10 protein-coding genes are annotated in these 17,116 nt (G+C 41.3%); 2 read left to right on the plus strand and 8 right to left on the minus strand.

Going from position 1 to position 17,116, the window contains the following annotated elements; translation table 11 throughout:
- Window positions 1–538: 538 nt before the first annotated feature.
- The 4 genes from ACFFRD_RS20965 to ACFFRD_RS20980 all read right to left on the minus strand — a co-directional run bounded on the left by ACFFRD_RS20965 (window position 539) and on the right by ACFFRD_RS20980 (window position 5,707).
- A complete protein-coding gene (locus ACFFRD_RS20965) occupies window positions 539–2,959 on the minus strand; it encodes an endonuclease MutS2 (RefSeq protein WP_392477161.1) in 2,421 nt (806 codons plus the stop codon).
- A 534-nt stretch (window positions 2,960–3,493) separates the two neighbouring features.
- Window positions 3,494–3,790: a DUF2288 domain-containing protein gene (locus ACFFRD_RS20970; protein ID WP_334807429.1), complete on the minus strand. Its 297-nt coding sequence runs from the start codon at window positions 3,788–3,790 to the stop codon at window positions 3,494–3,496.
- 84 nt (window positions 3,791–3,874) lie between these two features.
- On the minus strand, window positions 3,875–4,912 hold the full coding sequence (locus ACFFRD_RS20975) for an AI-2E family transporter (RefSeq protein ID WP_392477163.1): 1,038 nt from the start codon (window positions 4,910–4,912) through the stop codon (window positions 3,875–3,877).
- A gap of 156 nt (window positions 4,913–5,068) precedes the next feature.
- The gene (locus tag ACFFRD_RS20980; RefSeq protein ID WP_392477166.1) at window positions 5,069–5,707 is read right to left on the minus strand and encodes a lysophospholipid acyltransferase family protein; all 639 of its coding nucleotides are present in this window, start codon (window positions 5,705–5,707) and stop codon (window positions 5,069–5,071) included.
- A 132-nt stretch (window positions 5,708–5,839) separates the two neighbouring features.
- Here ACFFRD_RS20980 and ACFFRD_RS20985 point away from each other — a divergent pair, with 132 nt between their 5' ends.
- Window positions 5,840–11,218, plus strand: a complete 5,379-nt coding sequence (locus ACFFRD_RS20985) for an AAA family ATPase (RefSeq protein WP_392477167.1) — start codon at window positions 5,840–5,842, stop codon at window positions 11,216–11,218.
- A 57-nt stretch (window positions 11,219–11,275) separates the two neighbouring features.
- A complete protein-coding gene (locus ACFFRD_RS20990) occupies window positions 11,276–13,567 on the plus strand; it encodes an ATP-binding protein (RefSeq protein WP_392477170.1) in 2,292 nt (763 codons plus the stop codon).
- On the opposite strand, the gene fabD is transcribed toward ACFFRD_RS20990, so the two are convergent.
- The 4 genes from fabD to ACFFRD_RS21010 form a co-directional block, all read right to left on the minus strand.
- Window positions 13,533–14,429 (minus strand): ACP S-malonyltransferase, encoded by an 897-nt coding sequence (fabD, locus tag ACFFRD_RS20995; RefSeq protein WP_114080221.1) that lies wholly within the window; start codon window positions 14,427–14,429, stop codon window positions 13,533–13,535. The genes ACFFRD_RS20990 and fabD overlap by 35 nt on opposite strands.
- A gap of 81 nt (window positions 14,430–14,510) precedes the next feature.
- The gene (locus tag ACFFRD_RS21000) at window positions 14,511–15,503 is read right to left on the minus strand and encodes a beta-ketoacyl-ACP synthase 3 (RefSeq protein WP_392477172.1); all 993 of its coding nucleotides are present in this window, start codon (window positions 15,501–15,503) and stop codon (window positions 14,511–14,513) included.
- A gap of 126 nt (window positions 15,504–15,629) precedes the next feature.
- Window positions 15,630–16,652, minus strand: a complete 1,023-nt coding sequence (gene plsX / locus ACFFRD_RS21005) for a phosphate acyltransferase PlsX (RefSeq protein ID WP_185580934.1) — start codon at window positions 16,650–16,652, stop codon at window positions 15,630–15,632.
- Window positions 16,653–16,708: 56 nt separating this feature from the next.
- On the minus strand, window positions 16,709–17,035 hold the full coding sequence (locus ACFFRD_RS21010) for a hypothetical protein (protein WP_392477174.1): 327 nt from the start codon (window positions 17,033–17,035) through the stop codon (window positions 16,709–16,711).
- Window positions 17,036–17,116 lie beyond the last annotated feature (81 nt).

A 17,116-nucleotide genomic window follows, 5' to 3' on the forward strand; every position in this document is an offset into this window, starting at 1 on the left:
AAAGTAGAAAAGTATCAATTCTAATTAAGGTTTACCTGACTTTCACTGCTAATTCCGTACAAGAGTATAAATAAACTATTGTTTTGAATGCTAACTGCTAATTATGTAGAATACCTCCTACATTTATTTGCGGTTTGAGATTTTGAAATTTCTTGATGTTTATTACTTGTTCTTAATGTATACATAATTACTATACAAATCTTTTACCTGTTTGCTAAAGGCGCTTCTTACTGCTTTCCTTTTCCATCATCCCATCTATGTGTAGCGTTTGATTTCATCACATCCTGGGCAACATCAGGATGATTTATACCTTCTTGAAACTAATTAGGACTTACGCAAAACTACACGCGGTAGGGGCAATTTATGAATTTCCCTAAGATTAAAATCTTTCTTTTCAGCCATTGTTTGTTTGCCTAAGTAGGGACGCAATGCCTTGCGCCCCTACGATAGGATATTTTTTTTACTGGAAGTCCCCAAATTTAAAAATTTGTTGATTTAATTGACAAATGGCACAAACTAGCAATCTTCAAATTTATTGCTACTTTTTGATGTGAGCAACGGTAACACCAGTGCCGCCATCTGCTTGTTCTGCTGGTTCGTAGTTGTTCACTCTGGGATGCTGTTGCAAAAATGCGTGAACTCCTTGCCGCAGTTTACCAGTACCGTACCCGTGAATAATCCAGACTGGGCCAGTAGCTTCCGATATGGCTTTATCTAAAATGTATTCGGCATCAGCTACTCGTTTTCCACGTAAATCGATGGTATTTTTGGAAGTCCGAATTTCTGGGACATTTTGTGGCGGTGGGGTTACTGTTGCTGGGGCTGGTTTGGCTTTAACAACTGGTTCGGGTTTTTGACCATCTAGAGATTCTACATCTTGCAACTTCACCGTCATCTTCATTAGCCCAAAGCGAACGCTTAACTCGCCATCTTCATCGGGGGCGGTGATCACATCTGCTATCTGTCCCAATTTTGGAATGCGGACGCGATCGCCTACTTTGGGCATAAACCCAGCTTTTGGTTTTGCTGGGGTTGCTGGCTGATATTGCTGGCCAATTTGATTCAAAGCATTAGTTGCTTGCTGGGCCTCTTGCGCTGTGGGCGTACCTTTCTGCAAGCGCCGAATCACTTGGGCAATTTCACCTTTTGCTTGGGCGATCGCTTGTTGGACTGCTATTTCCTGTGAAGCCCGCAAACTACTTTCCCTTTCTTCCAAACTTGCGGCTTTTGCGGATACTTCTTTGTATAAGCGTTCCGCTTGCTGCAACAAACTTTGGGCTTCGGCTGCTTTGGTTTCCTGGCGGCGGCGTTGGGCTTCTAAGCCAGCAATCACTTGGTTGACTTCATCTGTGGCCTCTCCCACTTGGATTTTCGCCTCTTCTACCACTTCTGGTTTTAATCCCAGGCGTAAGGCAATGGTTAAGGCATTAGAACGTCCGGGGATGCCCCACAGCAGACGGTAAGTAGGCGAGAGAGTACTTTCGTCAAATTCTACAGAGGCGTTTTCAAACCGCTCATCTTCGTATTTCAGGGCTTTTAACTCGCCGAAGTGAGTAGTGGCGATCGTTAGTTGGGCATGGTTAGCGAGATATTGCAACAAGGCGATCGCTAGGGCACTTCCTTCAACTGGATCGGTTCCTGCGCCGACTTCATCAAGTAAAACGAGCGATTGGGGATTGGGTATTTCCTTTTCCCCATTTTCGCTTCCCGATTCCCCATTTCCCAATGCTTCTAAAATCCGACTAATCCGGCGGATGTGTCCAGAGAATGTGGATAAACTTTGCTGTAAGGATTGTTCATCGCCAATATCTGCCAGCACCTTATCAAACCAAGGAATTTCTACTGGTTCGCGCGCGGGGACAAATAAACCCACTTTGGCCATCAACGCTGCTAACCCCAGAGTTTTTAAGGTTACAGTTTTACCGCCAGTATTTGGCCCGGTAATGGTTACAACCCGAATTAGCGGATTTATCAGCAAATCTACAGGAACTACTGGTTGCCCTTGTTCATGTTGTTGTTGCCACACTAACAAAGGATGTCGTAAGTTCCGTAAGGTAATAATTTCCTTGTCTTCACGCTGGATAAATCGCGGGGGATTCGCTCCTAGCCAAAAACTATAGCGGGATCTAGCGGTTGCCATATCCAAAGTGGTGGCGATCGCTAACAATCTCTCTAAATCTGGTTTGACTGCGGCGACTTGTTCCGTCAAAACGCGGCGAATCGTTTCTTCTTCCGCTTGCTCTCTTCGGATGATTTGCCGCAGTTGGTTGCCTAGAGGTACTACCGAATTCGGTTCTACGTACAGGGTTGCGCCACTAGTAGATGTGTCGTGAACAATACCGGGGATGGCATCTTTTTGAGGTGCTTTTACGGGAATGACAAAGCGATCGCTGCGTTGCGTAATTAGCTGTTCTTGAACTGCCCCAGATTTTGCCTGTAAGATATTTTGCAGCTTTTGGGTAATTTGGCTACGTACTCGCCGCAAATCTGTGCGAATTTCTCCCAGTTTTTGACTCGCGCGGTCAGTTACCTGGGCCCGTTCATCAATACATCGGTGAATTTCTTGTTCTAGTTCTGGATAAGTCCGTAAATCGGCAACTAACTCAGTCAGTATTGGCAAATCTTCCTGATTGTCGATGACACGGCGTAAACTTCTAGCACCAGCGAGGGTGGTGGCGATCGCTAACAGTTCCTCTCCTGCCAAAACTCCACTGCGTTCTGCCCGTTCTAGGGAATCGCCAATATCTTGAATTCCCTCAAATGACAGTCCCGTAGTCAGGCGACTTTCCAGTTGGTAGACTTCTTTGGTTTGCTCTAACAACTGTTCGCTTTGGATCTGAGAATCGGGTATTTTCAGATGACGCGCAGCTGTCGCCCCCAGCTTAGTTGCCGCGAAGGTGGCAAGGTGCTGGCAAAGGCGATGCCATTCTAATAATTCTAAGGTTTCAGATTCGATCAAGGTTTCAACATCTAATCTGAAATTATCGTAACAATTCTAGCTCCTAGATGGCTAAATCTTAAAGGAGAAAATTTCGCTTTATTCAAATCAGCCAGATAGTGTGTGGTAATCACTAAGTAATAAATGGCACGTCAAGCTATTTTTACTGAGAAATTACCCTAACACAAACTGTCATTGAAAACAATACAGAAACTAATTTAGAGGATGTTTGAAAAGTCCTCTTGTCGGTATCAAATAGTTTTAGATCCCCCCTAACCCAGGGCTGTTTCATTCGATCTCTTAGGGATTTTGTCAAGAGTATGAGTCAGAAATTTGCTTGAGTGGGAAAAAGAAAAACTACCACTTCAACCAGCAAATTTAAGTGCGAATACCATTTTCTTGCCCAATCAGATTTTTTAGTCACTTGGTTTTTTTACTTGAAACGCTTGTAAATCAGCGCCTTTTAGGGAATGAAACAGCCCTGCCTTGTTAAGGGGGATTTAGGGGGATCTAAAAGTGCCTAAAGTCACAGCAAAACACTTTTCAAACAACCTATTAAGCAGCGACTATTTCCTTCACCAAAACGTAAGGCTGAACGATGAGAGTATTAAATCGCTTACTGCGCTCAAGATTCCATTCTCCCACCTGTACTGTTGTGGGTTTGGTAATTAATTGCTCATCAATCCACTGTTCTACTGATGGAATGTTATCACTGGCGATCGCTACTCCAACATCCACTAAGTTTAACTCCGGTGCTACCAAAATTACTGCATCTCGTTGTACATGAGGAATTAACCACTCCCACTCTGCCTCATCCAAAATTTCTGTTAATTCCGCTCTTAAATCCGACATTACTTCCCAATGTTTATTTGTAAATGGCTATTTTTACATTATTCACTAGTTCCGAGTTCCTGACAAATGACAAATGACCAACAACTAAACTTCTGATTTCATTTCATCAATTTCAAATAAAGATACAATTACTCCAGCAATGGGAATAGATATAAAAACTCCTAGTAAACCTGCTACTTTAGCACCTACTAGCAAAGCAAAAAACACCACTACAGGATTAAGATTCAGCGCACCTTGCATAATTCGGGGCGCAATTAAGTTGTCTTGTATCTGCTGGAGGACAATACAAGCTATCAATACTTTCAATGCTAACCAAACACCTTGAGACAACACAAATAGAGTAATTGTGCTTACTCCTAATGTTGCTCCTATGCCAGGAATGATATCAAGAATTCCAACTATTATTGCCAATATTAAAGCAAAAGGTACTTGTAATATTAAGAAAACCACGAAAGTCGTACTTGTGAGAAATGCACTTAATAATAACTGACCTCTAAAAAATCCTAAAAATGACTTTCTGATTATAATTGTAAATCTATTGCGGCGATGTTTGGGTACAATTTTTAAAATAAAGTTCCACAGCTTGTCTCCATCTAATAACATGAAGAAAGCCACAACTGCAATTAATACAAAAGTCACAAAGTTCGTCATAAACCCTTGTAAAATAGCTAAACTAGTCACAAGACTTGAGACAGCTTGGTTACGCAGTTGTTCTTCAATAAAACTTAAATCTATCTGTAAATTCCGGCTTCGCAAAATTTCTTCTATTCGCTCTAATAGAGGTACTAAAGAATTCAAAAATGCAGTGATACTATCAATTAATTGTTGTCCTTGAGATAAAACCGTTAAGCTCACGGTAATTATCAGACCGCCTATAATCACAATACTGAGCAAGAAAACAAAACCAACAGCTACACCGTGGGGTAAAAAACGCCGTAGCCCTTGTACGGGATAGCTGAGTAAAAAGGCCAAAATTGCAGCGAATGTGAAAATAACAATCACTGCTTCAAAATAAGCTAAAAGCTGTACAATTGCCCAGCCAGAAGCAACTAAAAGTAAAAATCTAACTAATGCTAGATTATTTAATCGCTCCCAAAAATTCTTGGCTTCAAAGCCGCTCATAATGCTGTTTAGGATGAAATTGCTGGTAGATTTGCCTAGCAGTTGAATTTAAGCACAAAGTCTAATGTCATTGCTAGAGCAGATTGACCTTAAACATACAGAGGTTCAGGGGCGATCGCTACCTCCCTAAAGCATATATCTGTTGTATCTCTAGATTCATCGTCCTAAATCATGCATCTCGTTAATTACCGAGGCACACTTTTCTGTCAACGCCTCCAATTCCTCTTTATTGGTGGAAGTGGGAGCATCAATCAAGTTACCGATTCTGACGGTGATGGGAACTGCGTGAGGTAGAGACGAGCCTTTTTGTAAAATCTTTTCAGTACCCCAGACACTTACTGGTAATATTGGGGCTTTTGCTTTCGCAGCCAGCAGCAGTGCGCCTCTTTTGGGGTCTGTGATTCGACCATCTGGGGTGCGAGTACCTTCCAAGAAAACACCGACAGCCCAACCTTTATCGAGATATTCTAGGGCGGAACGGATAGCATTGCGATCGGCACTTCCCCGACTCACCGGATAAGCACCATACAGTTTAATCGCTTGCGCCAAAACAGGAATTTTAAATAACTCTTCCTTAGCCATGTACGCCACAGGACGACGTACACAATTAGAGACAATCGGCGGGTCAAAGTAACTAGCGTGATTACTTACTACTAATAACGGCCCTGATTGGGGGACATTTTCCGTACCATGAATCTGGCCCCGAAAGTAAGTGTGAAGCATGGGGCTGACGACTGACCATTTAAAGGCGTGGTAAAGTGCCAGACTGATAAACGGTTCGCGGTTTTTGTCCACAGAAGATAATGCAAATCAAACTGAATTTAGCATAAGCGATCGCAACACCCAGATCAAACGCAAAAAAGCTATAGAGATGAATTGCTTTACATCGGGGAACACTAAATCTAGAAATCCTTAGAATTTAACAGTATGTTTCTCACTACAGTCAGTATTTCTGGATACAAGGTTAGCGAACAACTCTACAACGGTTCTCGAACCGTGGTTTATCGCGGTTATCGAGAAACTGACTTATTACCTGTAGTGATTAAATTGCTGAAAAATCCTTATCCAAGTTTCAGCGAACTCTTATCGTTTCGTAATCAGTACACCATAGCTAAAAATATCAACTCACCTCTAATCATCCAAACCTACAGCTTGGAACCGTATCAAAATGGCTATGCGTTGGTAATGGAAGATTTTGGCGGGATTTCTCTTAAAGATTATTTCATCTCTGACCAGACGCGACATACCGATTTTCTACAAGAGTTTTTACTAATTGCGATCGCACTGTGCAACACCTTAGATATACTCTACCGCGAACGGATTATTCATAAAGATATCAAACCCGCCAATATTCTAATTAATCCCGAAACCAAACAAGTTAAATTAATTGACTTTAGTATTGCATCTCTGCTACCACGAGAAACTCAAACGCTGACTAGTCCAAATGTATTGGAAGGGACACTCAGTTATTTATCACCAGAACAAACAGGCAGAATGAATCGAGGGATTGACTATCGAACTGATTTTTATGCTCTAGGTGTAACTTTTTACGAACTACTAACTGGAAGATTACCATTTAAATCAAACGATCCAATGGAGTTGCTGCATTGTCATATTGCAAAGGTTCCAGAAAAAATCAAAAGCGAGGAAATTCCACAAGTGATTTCAGATATTGTCATAAAATTGATGATGAAAAATGCTGAAGATCGCTATCAGAGTGCATTAGGATTAAAATTTGATTTGGAGAAATGTTTACATCAGCTAAAAGCAACTGGCAGAATTGATAACTTTGAAATTGCCCAAAGTGATGTGTGCGATCGCTTTATTATTCCCGATAAACTCTATGGACGAGAAGCTGAAATAGCCACCCTCCTTGAAGCCTTTGAAAGAGTTAGCAAAGGTACAACTGAAATGATTCTGGTCGCTGGTTTTTCAGGCATTGGTAAAACTGCCGTTGTTAACGAAGTTCATAAACCGATAGTGCGCCAACGCGGTTATTTTATCAAAGGCAAATATGACCAATTTCAACGGAATGTTCCGTTTATCGCTTTTGTGCAAGCATTCCGAAATTTAATGGGTCAATTATTAACAGAAAGTGATGCTCAAATTCAGCAATGGAAAATTAAAATTTTAGAAGCTGTAGGTGAAAATGGACAAGTAATTATTGAAGTAATTCCCGAATTAGAAAGAATTATTGGCAAACAAACGCCAGCCATAGAATTATCAGGAAGCGCATCACAAAATAGATTTAATTTATTATTTCAAAAATTTACTCAAGTTTTCACTAGCGTTGAACATCCATTAGTAATATTTTTAGATGATTTGCAGTGGGCTGATTTGGCATCACTGAAATTAATGCAGTTATTAATGGCTGATACAAAGTATCTTTTATTAATTGGTGCTTATCGAGATAATGAAGTAAATCCAGTGCATCCGTTAATGTTGACTGTCAGTGAGATGCAAAAAACAGCAGCAACTATTAACACAATTAATTTAGCATTATTAAGTCAAGGGGATGTGAATCAATTAATTGCTGCAACGCTTAAATGTTCAGAAAAGTTAGCGTTACCAATTTCACAAATAGTCTATCAAAAAACTTCTGGAAATCCATTTTTTGGTACTCAATTTCTTAAATCATTATACCAGGATGGGCTAATTAAATTTAACTTGACAGAGGGACACTGGCAATGTGATATCACACAAATTAATCAACAAGCAGTCACAAATGATGTCGTTGAATTCATGGTAGTGCAATTACGAAAGCTATCACAACCAACTCAAGATGTTTTGAAATTAGCTGCTTGTATTGGAAATCAGTTTGATTTGAAAACATTGGCAGTTGTTTTAGAACAATCGCAAGCAGAAACGGCAACTAATTTGTGGAATGCATTGCATGAGGGTTTAATTTTACCTACTAGCGAGGTCTATAAATTTTATCTTAGTGAGGGAAGTCAAGCTATTGCTGAAGAAAATTCGGAAATTGTTAACTATAAATTTTTACACGATCGCGTCCAAGAAGCTGCATACTCTCTTATCCCTGAAGCACAGAAAAAAGCTACCCATCTACAAATAGGTAAGCTATTACTTCAAAACACACCTGAAATCCAAAAAGAAGAAAAACTCTTTGAAATCGTTAATCAGTTAAATATTGCATTAACACTCATTATTGATCCAATTGAACGAGAACAACTCCTCAAATTGAATTTAAAAGCAGGTAGAAAAGCACAATTGGCAACTGCTTATATATTAGCAGTTGAATATTTAACAATAGGTTTAGAACTTTTACCTCATGAGAGTTGGTACAGCCAGTATGAGCTAACACTATTACTATATCAATCCATTACAGAAGTACTTTGTCTGAGTGGTGACTTTGAACGCATGGAAAGCTATGCAACTGTAGTTATACAACAAGCAAAAACTCTCCTCGAACAAATTCCTATCTACAATGTCAAAATTCAAGCTTACATGGCACAGGCACAGCACAAGAATGCTTTGCAAACGGCACTAACTGTTCTTCAATCAATAGGAGTGGAACTGCCTCAACAAGTCAATCAAATTGATATCGAGTCTGAACTGGAACAAACAAAAGGTCTTTTGGCAGATAAACCAGCGATAGATTTACTAGAACTGCCAAAAATGACTGATGAGAATATTCTGGCAGCAATGCAAATTTTGTCGAGTATTATGTCAGCGGCCTATCAAGCCAATCCCGCATTGTTTCGAGTAATTATCTTTAAACAAGTTCAACTGTCAATCCTCTATGGTAATGCTCCAGAATCTACCTATGCTTATGCTAGTTACGGACTTATACTCTGCGGCGTTCTAGGAGAAATTGATACAGGATATGAATTTGGGGAAATGGCATTAGTGTTGGTTGACCGTTTAAATGCTTTTAAGCTGAAGTCAAAAACTCTATTTGCAGTAAATTGTTTTATTCGACATTGGAAATCGCCTGTTAAAGACACTTTAAATCCTCTTTTGCAAGCCTATACAAGTGGTTTAGAAACTGGTGATATTGAATATGCTGTGATGTCTGCCTATGTTTTTGGCAGATATGCCTATTTGAGTGGTCATGGTTTAGAGGAATTAGCCCAAGCTATGGGAAACTATGGCACAATTATGCACCAGTTTAAGCAAACTACCTATTTGAATTTCAATAGCATCTATTATCAATCAGTTTTGAATTTGTTGGGAATGTCAGATAATCCTTGTTTTTTAATTGGCGAAATTTATAATGAATTGACAATGTTGCCTCTGCATCAAGCTGCCAATCAAACTAGTATTATTTGTCAGCTTCATTTTTGTAAATTGCTTTTGTGTTATCTCTTTGGCAACTATCAAGAAGCATTAAAAAATGCCGATATTGTCGAGAAATATTTAATTAGCGTGACTGGATTAGTGCTAATTCCAACCTTTTATTTTTATGAATCTTTGACTAATTTAGCTTTATATAAAGACTGCTCAATAACTGAGCAAAAATTAATTATTGAGCGAGTAGCAGAAGCTCATAAAAAACTCAAAAAATGTGCAGAGAGTGCGCCACAGAATTATGCTCACAAATGCAACTTGGTAGAAGCTGAAAGCTTTCGGATATTAGGACAAAAAATTGAAGCAATAGAATTGTACGATCGCGCCATATCTCTTGCCAAAGAAAACGGCTACATTCAAGAAGAAGCACTTAGCAACGAACTAGCAGCTAAATTCTACCTCGACTGGGGTAAAGAAAAAATCGCCCAAGTCTATATACAAGAAGCATACTACTGCTACGCCCGTTGGGGAGCAAAAGCCAAAGTTAATCACCTAGAAAAAACTTATCCTCAACTACTGCAACCCATCTTACAACACCAACGAATCAATCTCAATCCCTTAGAAACTATTGCTTTTCGTAGTACCGCATCATCTTCTAGTACTGGCAGCACTAGTATTGCTGATGTTCTGGATTTTACCTCTGTTTTCAAAGCTGCTCAAGCTATTTCCAGTTCTCTGAAATCAGATCAACTCATTGCCAGCCTCACTCGTATTATCCTAGAAAACTCTGGCGCGAAAAAAGCTGTACTCATTCTTCCCCAAGAGGAGGACACTTGGGAAGTTAAAGCAATTACCTTTATCGAGGATGAGGAAATACAAACTATCCTTAATTCACAATTACTAGACAATTGTCAAGATGTTCCTGTAAAAATTATCAATTATGTCAGAAATACTCAACAAACAATTGTTATAGACAATTGTAAAACAGATATTCCTGGGGTAATTGGGGAATATATGTTAGAACATCAACCCCAGAGTGTGTTGTGTGTCCCGATTATTAATCAAGGATATTTGGTAGGTATTCTATATTTAGAAAATAGCTTGACTCAAGGAGTTTTTACTAACGATCGCCTCAGTGTCATTAACCTTCTTTCATCTCAAGCTGCAATATCTCTAGAGAATGCTCGACTTTATCAACAAGCTGGGCAAGCATTACAAGACTTACAACAAGCACAATTACAAGTTGTTCAAAGTGAAAAAATGTCTGCATTAGGTAATTTGGTTGCTGGGGTAGCCCATGAAATGAATAATCCTTTGGGCTTTATTTATGCCAGTCTCCAACAAACTAAACCCACTATTGCAGATATTTTTGAACACTTAAAACTATATCAAGAAAGTCTACCAAATCCCAGCGATAAAATTAAAGACCATGCCGAAGATATTGACTTGGATTATAGTTTATCAGACTTACCCAAGATCATTGATTCCATGACTATGGCGTGCGATCGCCTCCGCAACATCAGCACCAGTCTTCGGACTTTCTCCCGTGCTGATAAAGATTACAAAGTGCCCTTTAATATCCACGAAGGTATTGACAGCACTATTTTAATTCTCAAACATCGTCTGAAAGCTAATGAAGAACGTCCAGAAATTGAAGTGGTCACTAATTACGGTAATTTGCCCCAGATTAAATGTTTTCCTGGGCAATTAAATCAGGTATTTATGAATATTCTGGCAAATGCCATTGATGCGCTAGATGAATCAAATAGGGGACGGACTTTTGAGGAGATTAAGAAAAATCCCAACCGAATTACAATTAAAACCTCAGTAGAAAATAAACTGGTGAAAATTGCGATCGCTGATAATGGCAATGGGATAAGTAAAGAAGTGCAAGAAAAGGTTTTTGACCACTTATTTACTACAAAAGCTGTGGGTAAAGGTACGGGATTAGGATTAGCGATCGCGCGTCAGATTGTCACAGAGAAGCATGGAGGAGCAATCGAGGTAAATTCTAGACCAGGCGAAGGTACTGAATTTGCGATCGAGCTACCGATTTAGCATATCCACACGAACTTTCTGTAAATATTCAGCCTAAATAACAATCTCTGTGACTCTATGCTTACCCAATTTAGACAAACCCTTCAGAAACAGTGGTGTGTCCGTTTAGTCAAGAATCGCCCTACCTCACTTACCTATAAAACACTAATCAATATGGCATTGCGAGTAACGGTGGTGGTACTCATCTCTGCTGGGGTGAGTTATGTCCATGTCATGTCCCGCTTAGAAGCCCAGACCCAAGTCCAGCTAGAAAAGTACATCAGCGCCCGAGGACAGTATGAAAGCAACATCTTTAAACTTGCACAGGATAACCTCACTTTGCTGCGCGATCGCCTTTTGCAGGAATTCAAGCAACCCACTAATGATTTCCAGGCTGAATTTGAGCGGCAATATTTTTCCTGGAACGATGGTACTAAACGCAATTTTCCCCAAAATCGACCGCGCAAAGACTTTGATTCTACTCGATATGCTGGATCGTTCATTGGTCAAAATGTGCAAATTACTAAAGAACTAAAGCAGCAACTACTAACGGCTAACACGCTGATTAGTGCCTACGGATCTGCTTGGTCTAATCAGTTTGTTGATACTTATTTCGTGAGACGAGAAAATGCAACGACAACCTATTGGAAAGGTATGCCGATCTTGTTGGAGACACCGCCTGATTTCTATATGCCGAAAGAGGAATTTTTCTATATTGCCGATCCTCAGCATAACCCGTCTCGATCGCCGAAGTGGACAGGTGTTTATCTCGATCTCAGTGTTAAAGTCTGGATGATTTCGGCAAGTGTACCTGTTTATGATGGCGATCGCTTCCTGGGCGTTGTAGGACATGATGTGGTCTTAACCGATTTGATGGAGCATACGATCCAGGATCAATTACCGGGCACCTACAATCTAATTTTTCGCTCAGACGGTCGTTTAATTGTCCACCCCCAACGCACTGCGGAAATTCAGCAAGCTCAGGGTCAATTAAAAATCGATACAATCAACGATCCTCATCTCAACCGCATTTTTCAGCTAGTGACAACCACTAAATCCAAAACCCACGTCCTGGAAAATAGCCAAGACCGTGAATACTTAGCAGTGACTCGCTTACAAGGTCCAGATTGGTATTTTGTCACAGTCTATCCCAAATCACTGCTATCGGGGGAAGCATGGGATATGGCTCAATTTATCTTAATTTCTGGTGCAGTGGCGCTGCTGGTTGAAGTGTTGTTGCTCTTGTCGGTGTTGCACCAAGAAATCGCTAAACCCCTCCAGCAATTAACCGCCGCTAGTAACCAACTTGCTAACGGTGATTTTGCGATCGCTCTTGATACCACGCGACAGGATGAACTGGGAGGACTTGCTAGTTCTTTCAACAGTATGGCAAGTCAGTTAAAGACTTCTTTCATTCAATTAGAACAGGTAAACAATGCGTTAGAGCTACGGGTTGAGGAGCGAACAACAACGTTACAAAAGACACTTGAAGAACTACGTCGGACTCAAACCCAGATGATCCAGAGTGAAAAAATGTCAGCCCTGGGGCAACTGGTGGCAGGTGTGGCACATGAGATTAATAATCCTGTCAACTTCATTCACGGCAACCTCACCCATATACAAAATTATGCCCAAGATTTGTTGGAATTTATTCAACTGTATCAGTATCACTATCCCAATCCAGTCACTGAAATTCAAACTGAGGCTAAAGAAGTTGATCTGGAATTTATTCGAGATGATCTACCCAAGATGCTGTCTTCGATGAAAATTGGCACCAATCGCATACGCGAAATTGTGCTATCACTCCGCAATTTCTCCCGTTTAGATGAAGCTGAATTTAAGGCTGTTGATATTCATGAGGGCATTGATAGTACGTTATTGATTTTGCAACATCGTCTGAAAGATCAACCACACCGTCCAGCAATAGAAGTGCTAAAAAACTATGGTAAATTGCCTCCGGCGATCTGCTACCCTGGACAACTCAATCAGGTATTTATGAATATTCTGTCTAATGCTATTGATGCCTTAGAAGATGCAAATCAGCAGCGCACGCCTACAGAAATTGCTTCGCATCCCAACACAATTTGGATTCATACTTGCTTGGTATCTGAAAACCAAATCATGATTTCCATTGCAGATAATGGTCTTGGAGTTCCAGACACAATTATAACAAGGTTATTTGACCCCTTTTTTACAACTAAAAATGTGGGTAAAGGATCTGGATTAGGTTTAACTATCAGCTATCAAATTGTGACTGAACTGCATGAAGGTAAACTTAATTGTAATTCCACACAAGGATTGGGTGCAGAATTTGTTGTCACCCTACCTCTAAAAGCTAAAAAGATTCAACAGCAACAGGTAAATCAGTAGCACTCTGGATATTTTGTAAAATCAAATCAGGGCTACTACGTTTAATCAAGCCAGTTAAGACTTTACCTGGGCCAACTTCTACTACTCGCTGGATACCGTTAGCTGGTAATTGCAAAGAAATTTCTCGCCACCTTACAGAACCGGTCATTTGTTTGTTGAGGCGCTGCTTTAAAATCTCGGCATCAATAGACGGAATTGGTTCTACATTAGATAAGACTGGCACAGTAGCTGGTTGAAATTCCACAGATTCTAAAATGTCTTGGAATTCCGCAGCTGCTGGTGCGATTAAATGTGAGTGAAATGCTCCAGAAACTTTTAGGGGAATAGCACGCTTGGCTTTAACTTGAGTCATCACTGCTTGTACAGCCTCAGTCGTGCCTGAAATTACCACCTGAGCCGAACTATTATCATTTGCTAGAACCACATCAGGCGTTTGGGCAATGACTTTTTCCAACTGTTCGCGGTCAAAGTTCATCAAAGCTGCCATCATCCCACCGACGGCATTATCCATGAGTTCTGCACGACGCTTTACTAGATATAAACCAGCCGACCACTCAAAGACACCCGCTACATAAAGAGCAGTATATTCCCCCAAACTGTGACCAGCAACTAAATCTGGCTGGTGTCCTCGTTCTCGGAGAAGATCGGCAAGAATGCTTTCTATCACATAAAGACTTGGCTGAGTATATAGCGTCTGTGATAACTTCTCTTCTTGAGTTTGACAAATTTCAGTTACAGACCAGCCCAAAATATCCTCAGCTTTGGCAAGCTTGTCTTTAGCGGACGGTATATCTAATAAATCCATTCCCATTCCCAGCGCTTGGGAACCTTGTCCGGGAAACACCCATGCAGTTTTTGTCATTTGTCAATAGTCAGTGGTCATTGGTCATTTGTCATTAGTCATCGGTCATTCACAAAGGACAAATGACTAATGACAAAATATTTATCTTCCCCATTGGAAAATTGCCGCGCCCCAGGTAAGACCGGCACCAAAGCCGGATGTCGCAACGATGTCATTGGGTTTAATTTTACCTTGTCGCACTGCTTCATCCAAAGCTAAGGGAATGGAAGCAGCAGAGGTATTACCATACTGGGCGAGATTACTTATGATTTTATGTTCTGGGATATTTAGGCGTTGAGCAACGGCATCAATAATGCGCTGATTAGCTTGATGTAACACTAGCCAATCTATTTGGTCAACCTTAAGGTTAGCTTGAAATAAGGCTTTATCTATGATTTCTGGGACTTTTTGCACAGCAAAGCGGTAGACTTCTTTGCCGTTCATAGTAATAGGTTGGTAAGTGCCTTTAGTGATATTTACACCAGGGAGTAATTCTTGGGAACTTGCTGCATAAGCAAGGTTGAGGTGATGGTTTTGAGTGCCATCACTTTTAAGGGCAAATCCTAATAAGCGATCGCTTTTAGAAGCCTGTAATACTACTGCTCCTGCACCATCGCCGAATAATACACAAGTGCGACGATCTTGCCAATCTACCCAGCGAGAGAGGATATCTGCCCCTATCAACAGTACATTTTTATAGACACCTGTTCTAATGTATTGGGCTGCTGTAACCAGACCAAACACAAAGCCAGAGCAGGCTGCTGTCAAGTCAAAGGCGACTGCGTTGGTAGCTCCTAATTGAGCCTGTACTTGACAAGCACTACCAAACAAATCATCAGGGGTGGAAGTCGCTAGCAAAATCAGGTCTAGGTCTTCTGGTCTAATTCCTGAAGCTGCGATCGCGCGACTACTGGCGGCAGCAGCTAGTCCACTTAAGGACTCAGATGACACCGCTAATCGTCGTTGGCGAATTCCCGTTCTTGTGGCAATCCACTCGTCTGATGTTTCAACTAGTTCAGTCAATGTCTGGTTGTGTAGGGAAGTTGCTGGTACTGCCGAGCCACTTCCGGTAATTGCTATGCCTAAGTTTTCCACTCCTAATCTCCCAAGCTATCAGCTTTTGTCCTTTGTCATTTGTCCTTTGTCATTTGTCCTGTGTCATTTGTCCTGTGTCAGTTGTCAAAGACAAATGACTAATGACTAATGACTAATGACTAATGACTAACCGCTTTCGCGCTCTAGGATATATTGGGACTGAATTCGTTGTAGCACCTGATTGTCAACAGCTTCTTTGGCCATGCGAATAGCATTGAAAATTGAAGGTGCTTGTGAGCTACCGTGACCGATAAAACAAACTCCTGCCACGCCTAACAACAAAGCACCACCGTGTTCTGCATGATCCATGCGTTGCTTAACTCGCTTCAGGTTTGGTTTTAAGATTGCTGAACCGATTTGACCATGCAATCCTTGGGGTAATTCTTCCCGCAGAATTTGCAGAATCACTTCTCCAACTGCTTCGGCAAATTTTAACAGTACATTGCCCACAAAGCCATCGCAGACAATTACATCGAAGTGACCGGAAAGCACATCACGCCCTTCGGCATTGCCAATAAAATTAATTTGAGAATTTTCGCGGAGCAGTTGATGGGCGCGGACGGCTGCATCATTGCCTTTAGAGTCTTCTTCACCGATATTCAACAAACCCACTTTCGGTTCAGTTGTACCTAAGACATACTGACTATAAGCCGATCCCATGACGGCAAACTGCTCTAAAAACTTCGGGCGACAATCTACATTTGCGCCAACATCAAGAACTAACACTGGCTTACCAGCAACAATTGTCGGAAAAACAGTCCCGATTGCTGGACGATCAATTCCTGGCAATCGTCCTAAGCGAAGCAAAGCTGATGCCATCGCTGCCCCAGAGTGGCCGGCAGAAAATACGGCATCTGCCTTTTGCTGCTTGACTAAATCCATCGCCACATTGATAGAAGCCTTGCGTTTGCGTCTAACTGCATTTAAAGGCTCCTCATCCATTGCGATCGCTTCCTCAGCAGGAACGATCTCCACCTGCGCTAAATTCGTTTTTGGCGGCAAGGCAGCTTCTATTTGTTGGGGATCACCAACAAGTAATATCTCTACACCCAATTCTTCCTTTGCTCGCAGTGCGCCAGCAACGATTTCACCGGGTGCGTGATCCCCTCCCATTGCGTCAATTGCGATCCGTACGCGAGTCGATCCCATTGCTCAGAGCTTTTAGAAACCTTATAAATTTTACCAGATGGCTTTGCCGAAAAAGCTTAACTTTCTGACTGCCAAATTACTTCTGTTACTATTGCAACAATTTTTGCTGGCAAGCTCAAGATAGCACGAATTTGGGCATTGGGCATGGGGCATGGGGAATGGGGAATTGGGAAGAGGACTTGGGGACAAGGAGAATTGGGGACAAGGGGAAAGACTTGTTTCAAGTTCTCACCTCTTGTCCCGAATGGCACGCTTGTTAATCGCAAAGCCCTGATATAACTTGCTTTTTGAGTGTGGGAAGTGGGGGAAGTGTGGGGAGTGTGGGGAGAAAGAGGAGAAATTGAATAACTGCATATCAACAAATGCTGCATTGCTTCCCACATCTCCCACACCTCCCACACCTCCCACACCATGCCAGCAAGGAGGTTTCAGCTTTTCTTACTGCCATTCCCCCTTGTCCCCTT

The organism is Nostoc sp. C110 (genome assembly GCF_043099725.1).
Taxonomy (GTDB): Bacteria; Cyanobacteriota; Cyanobacteriia; order Cyanobacteriales; family Nostocaceae; genus Nostoc; species Nostoc muscorum_A.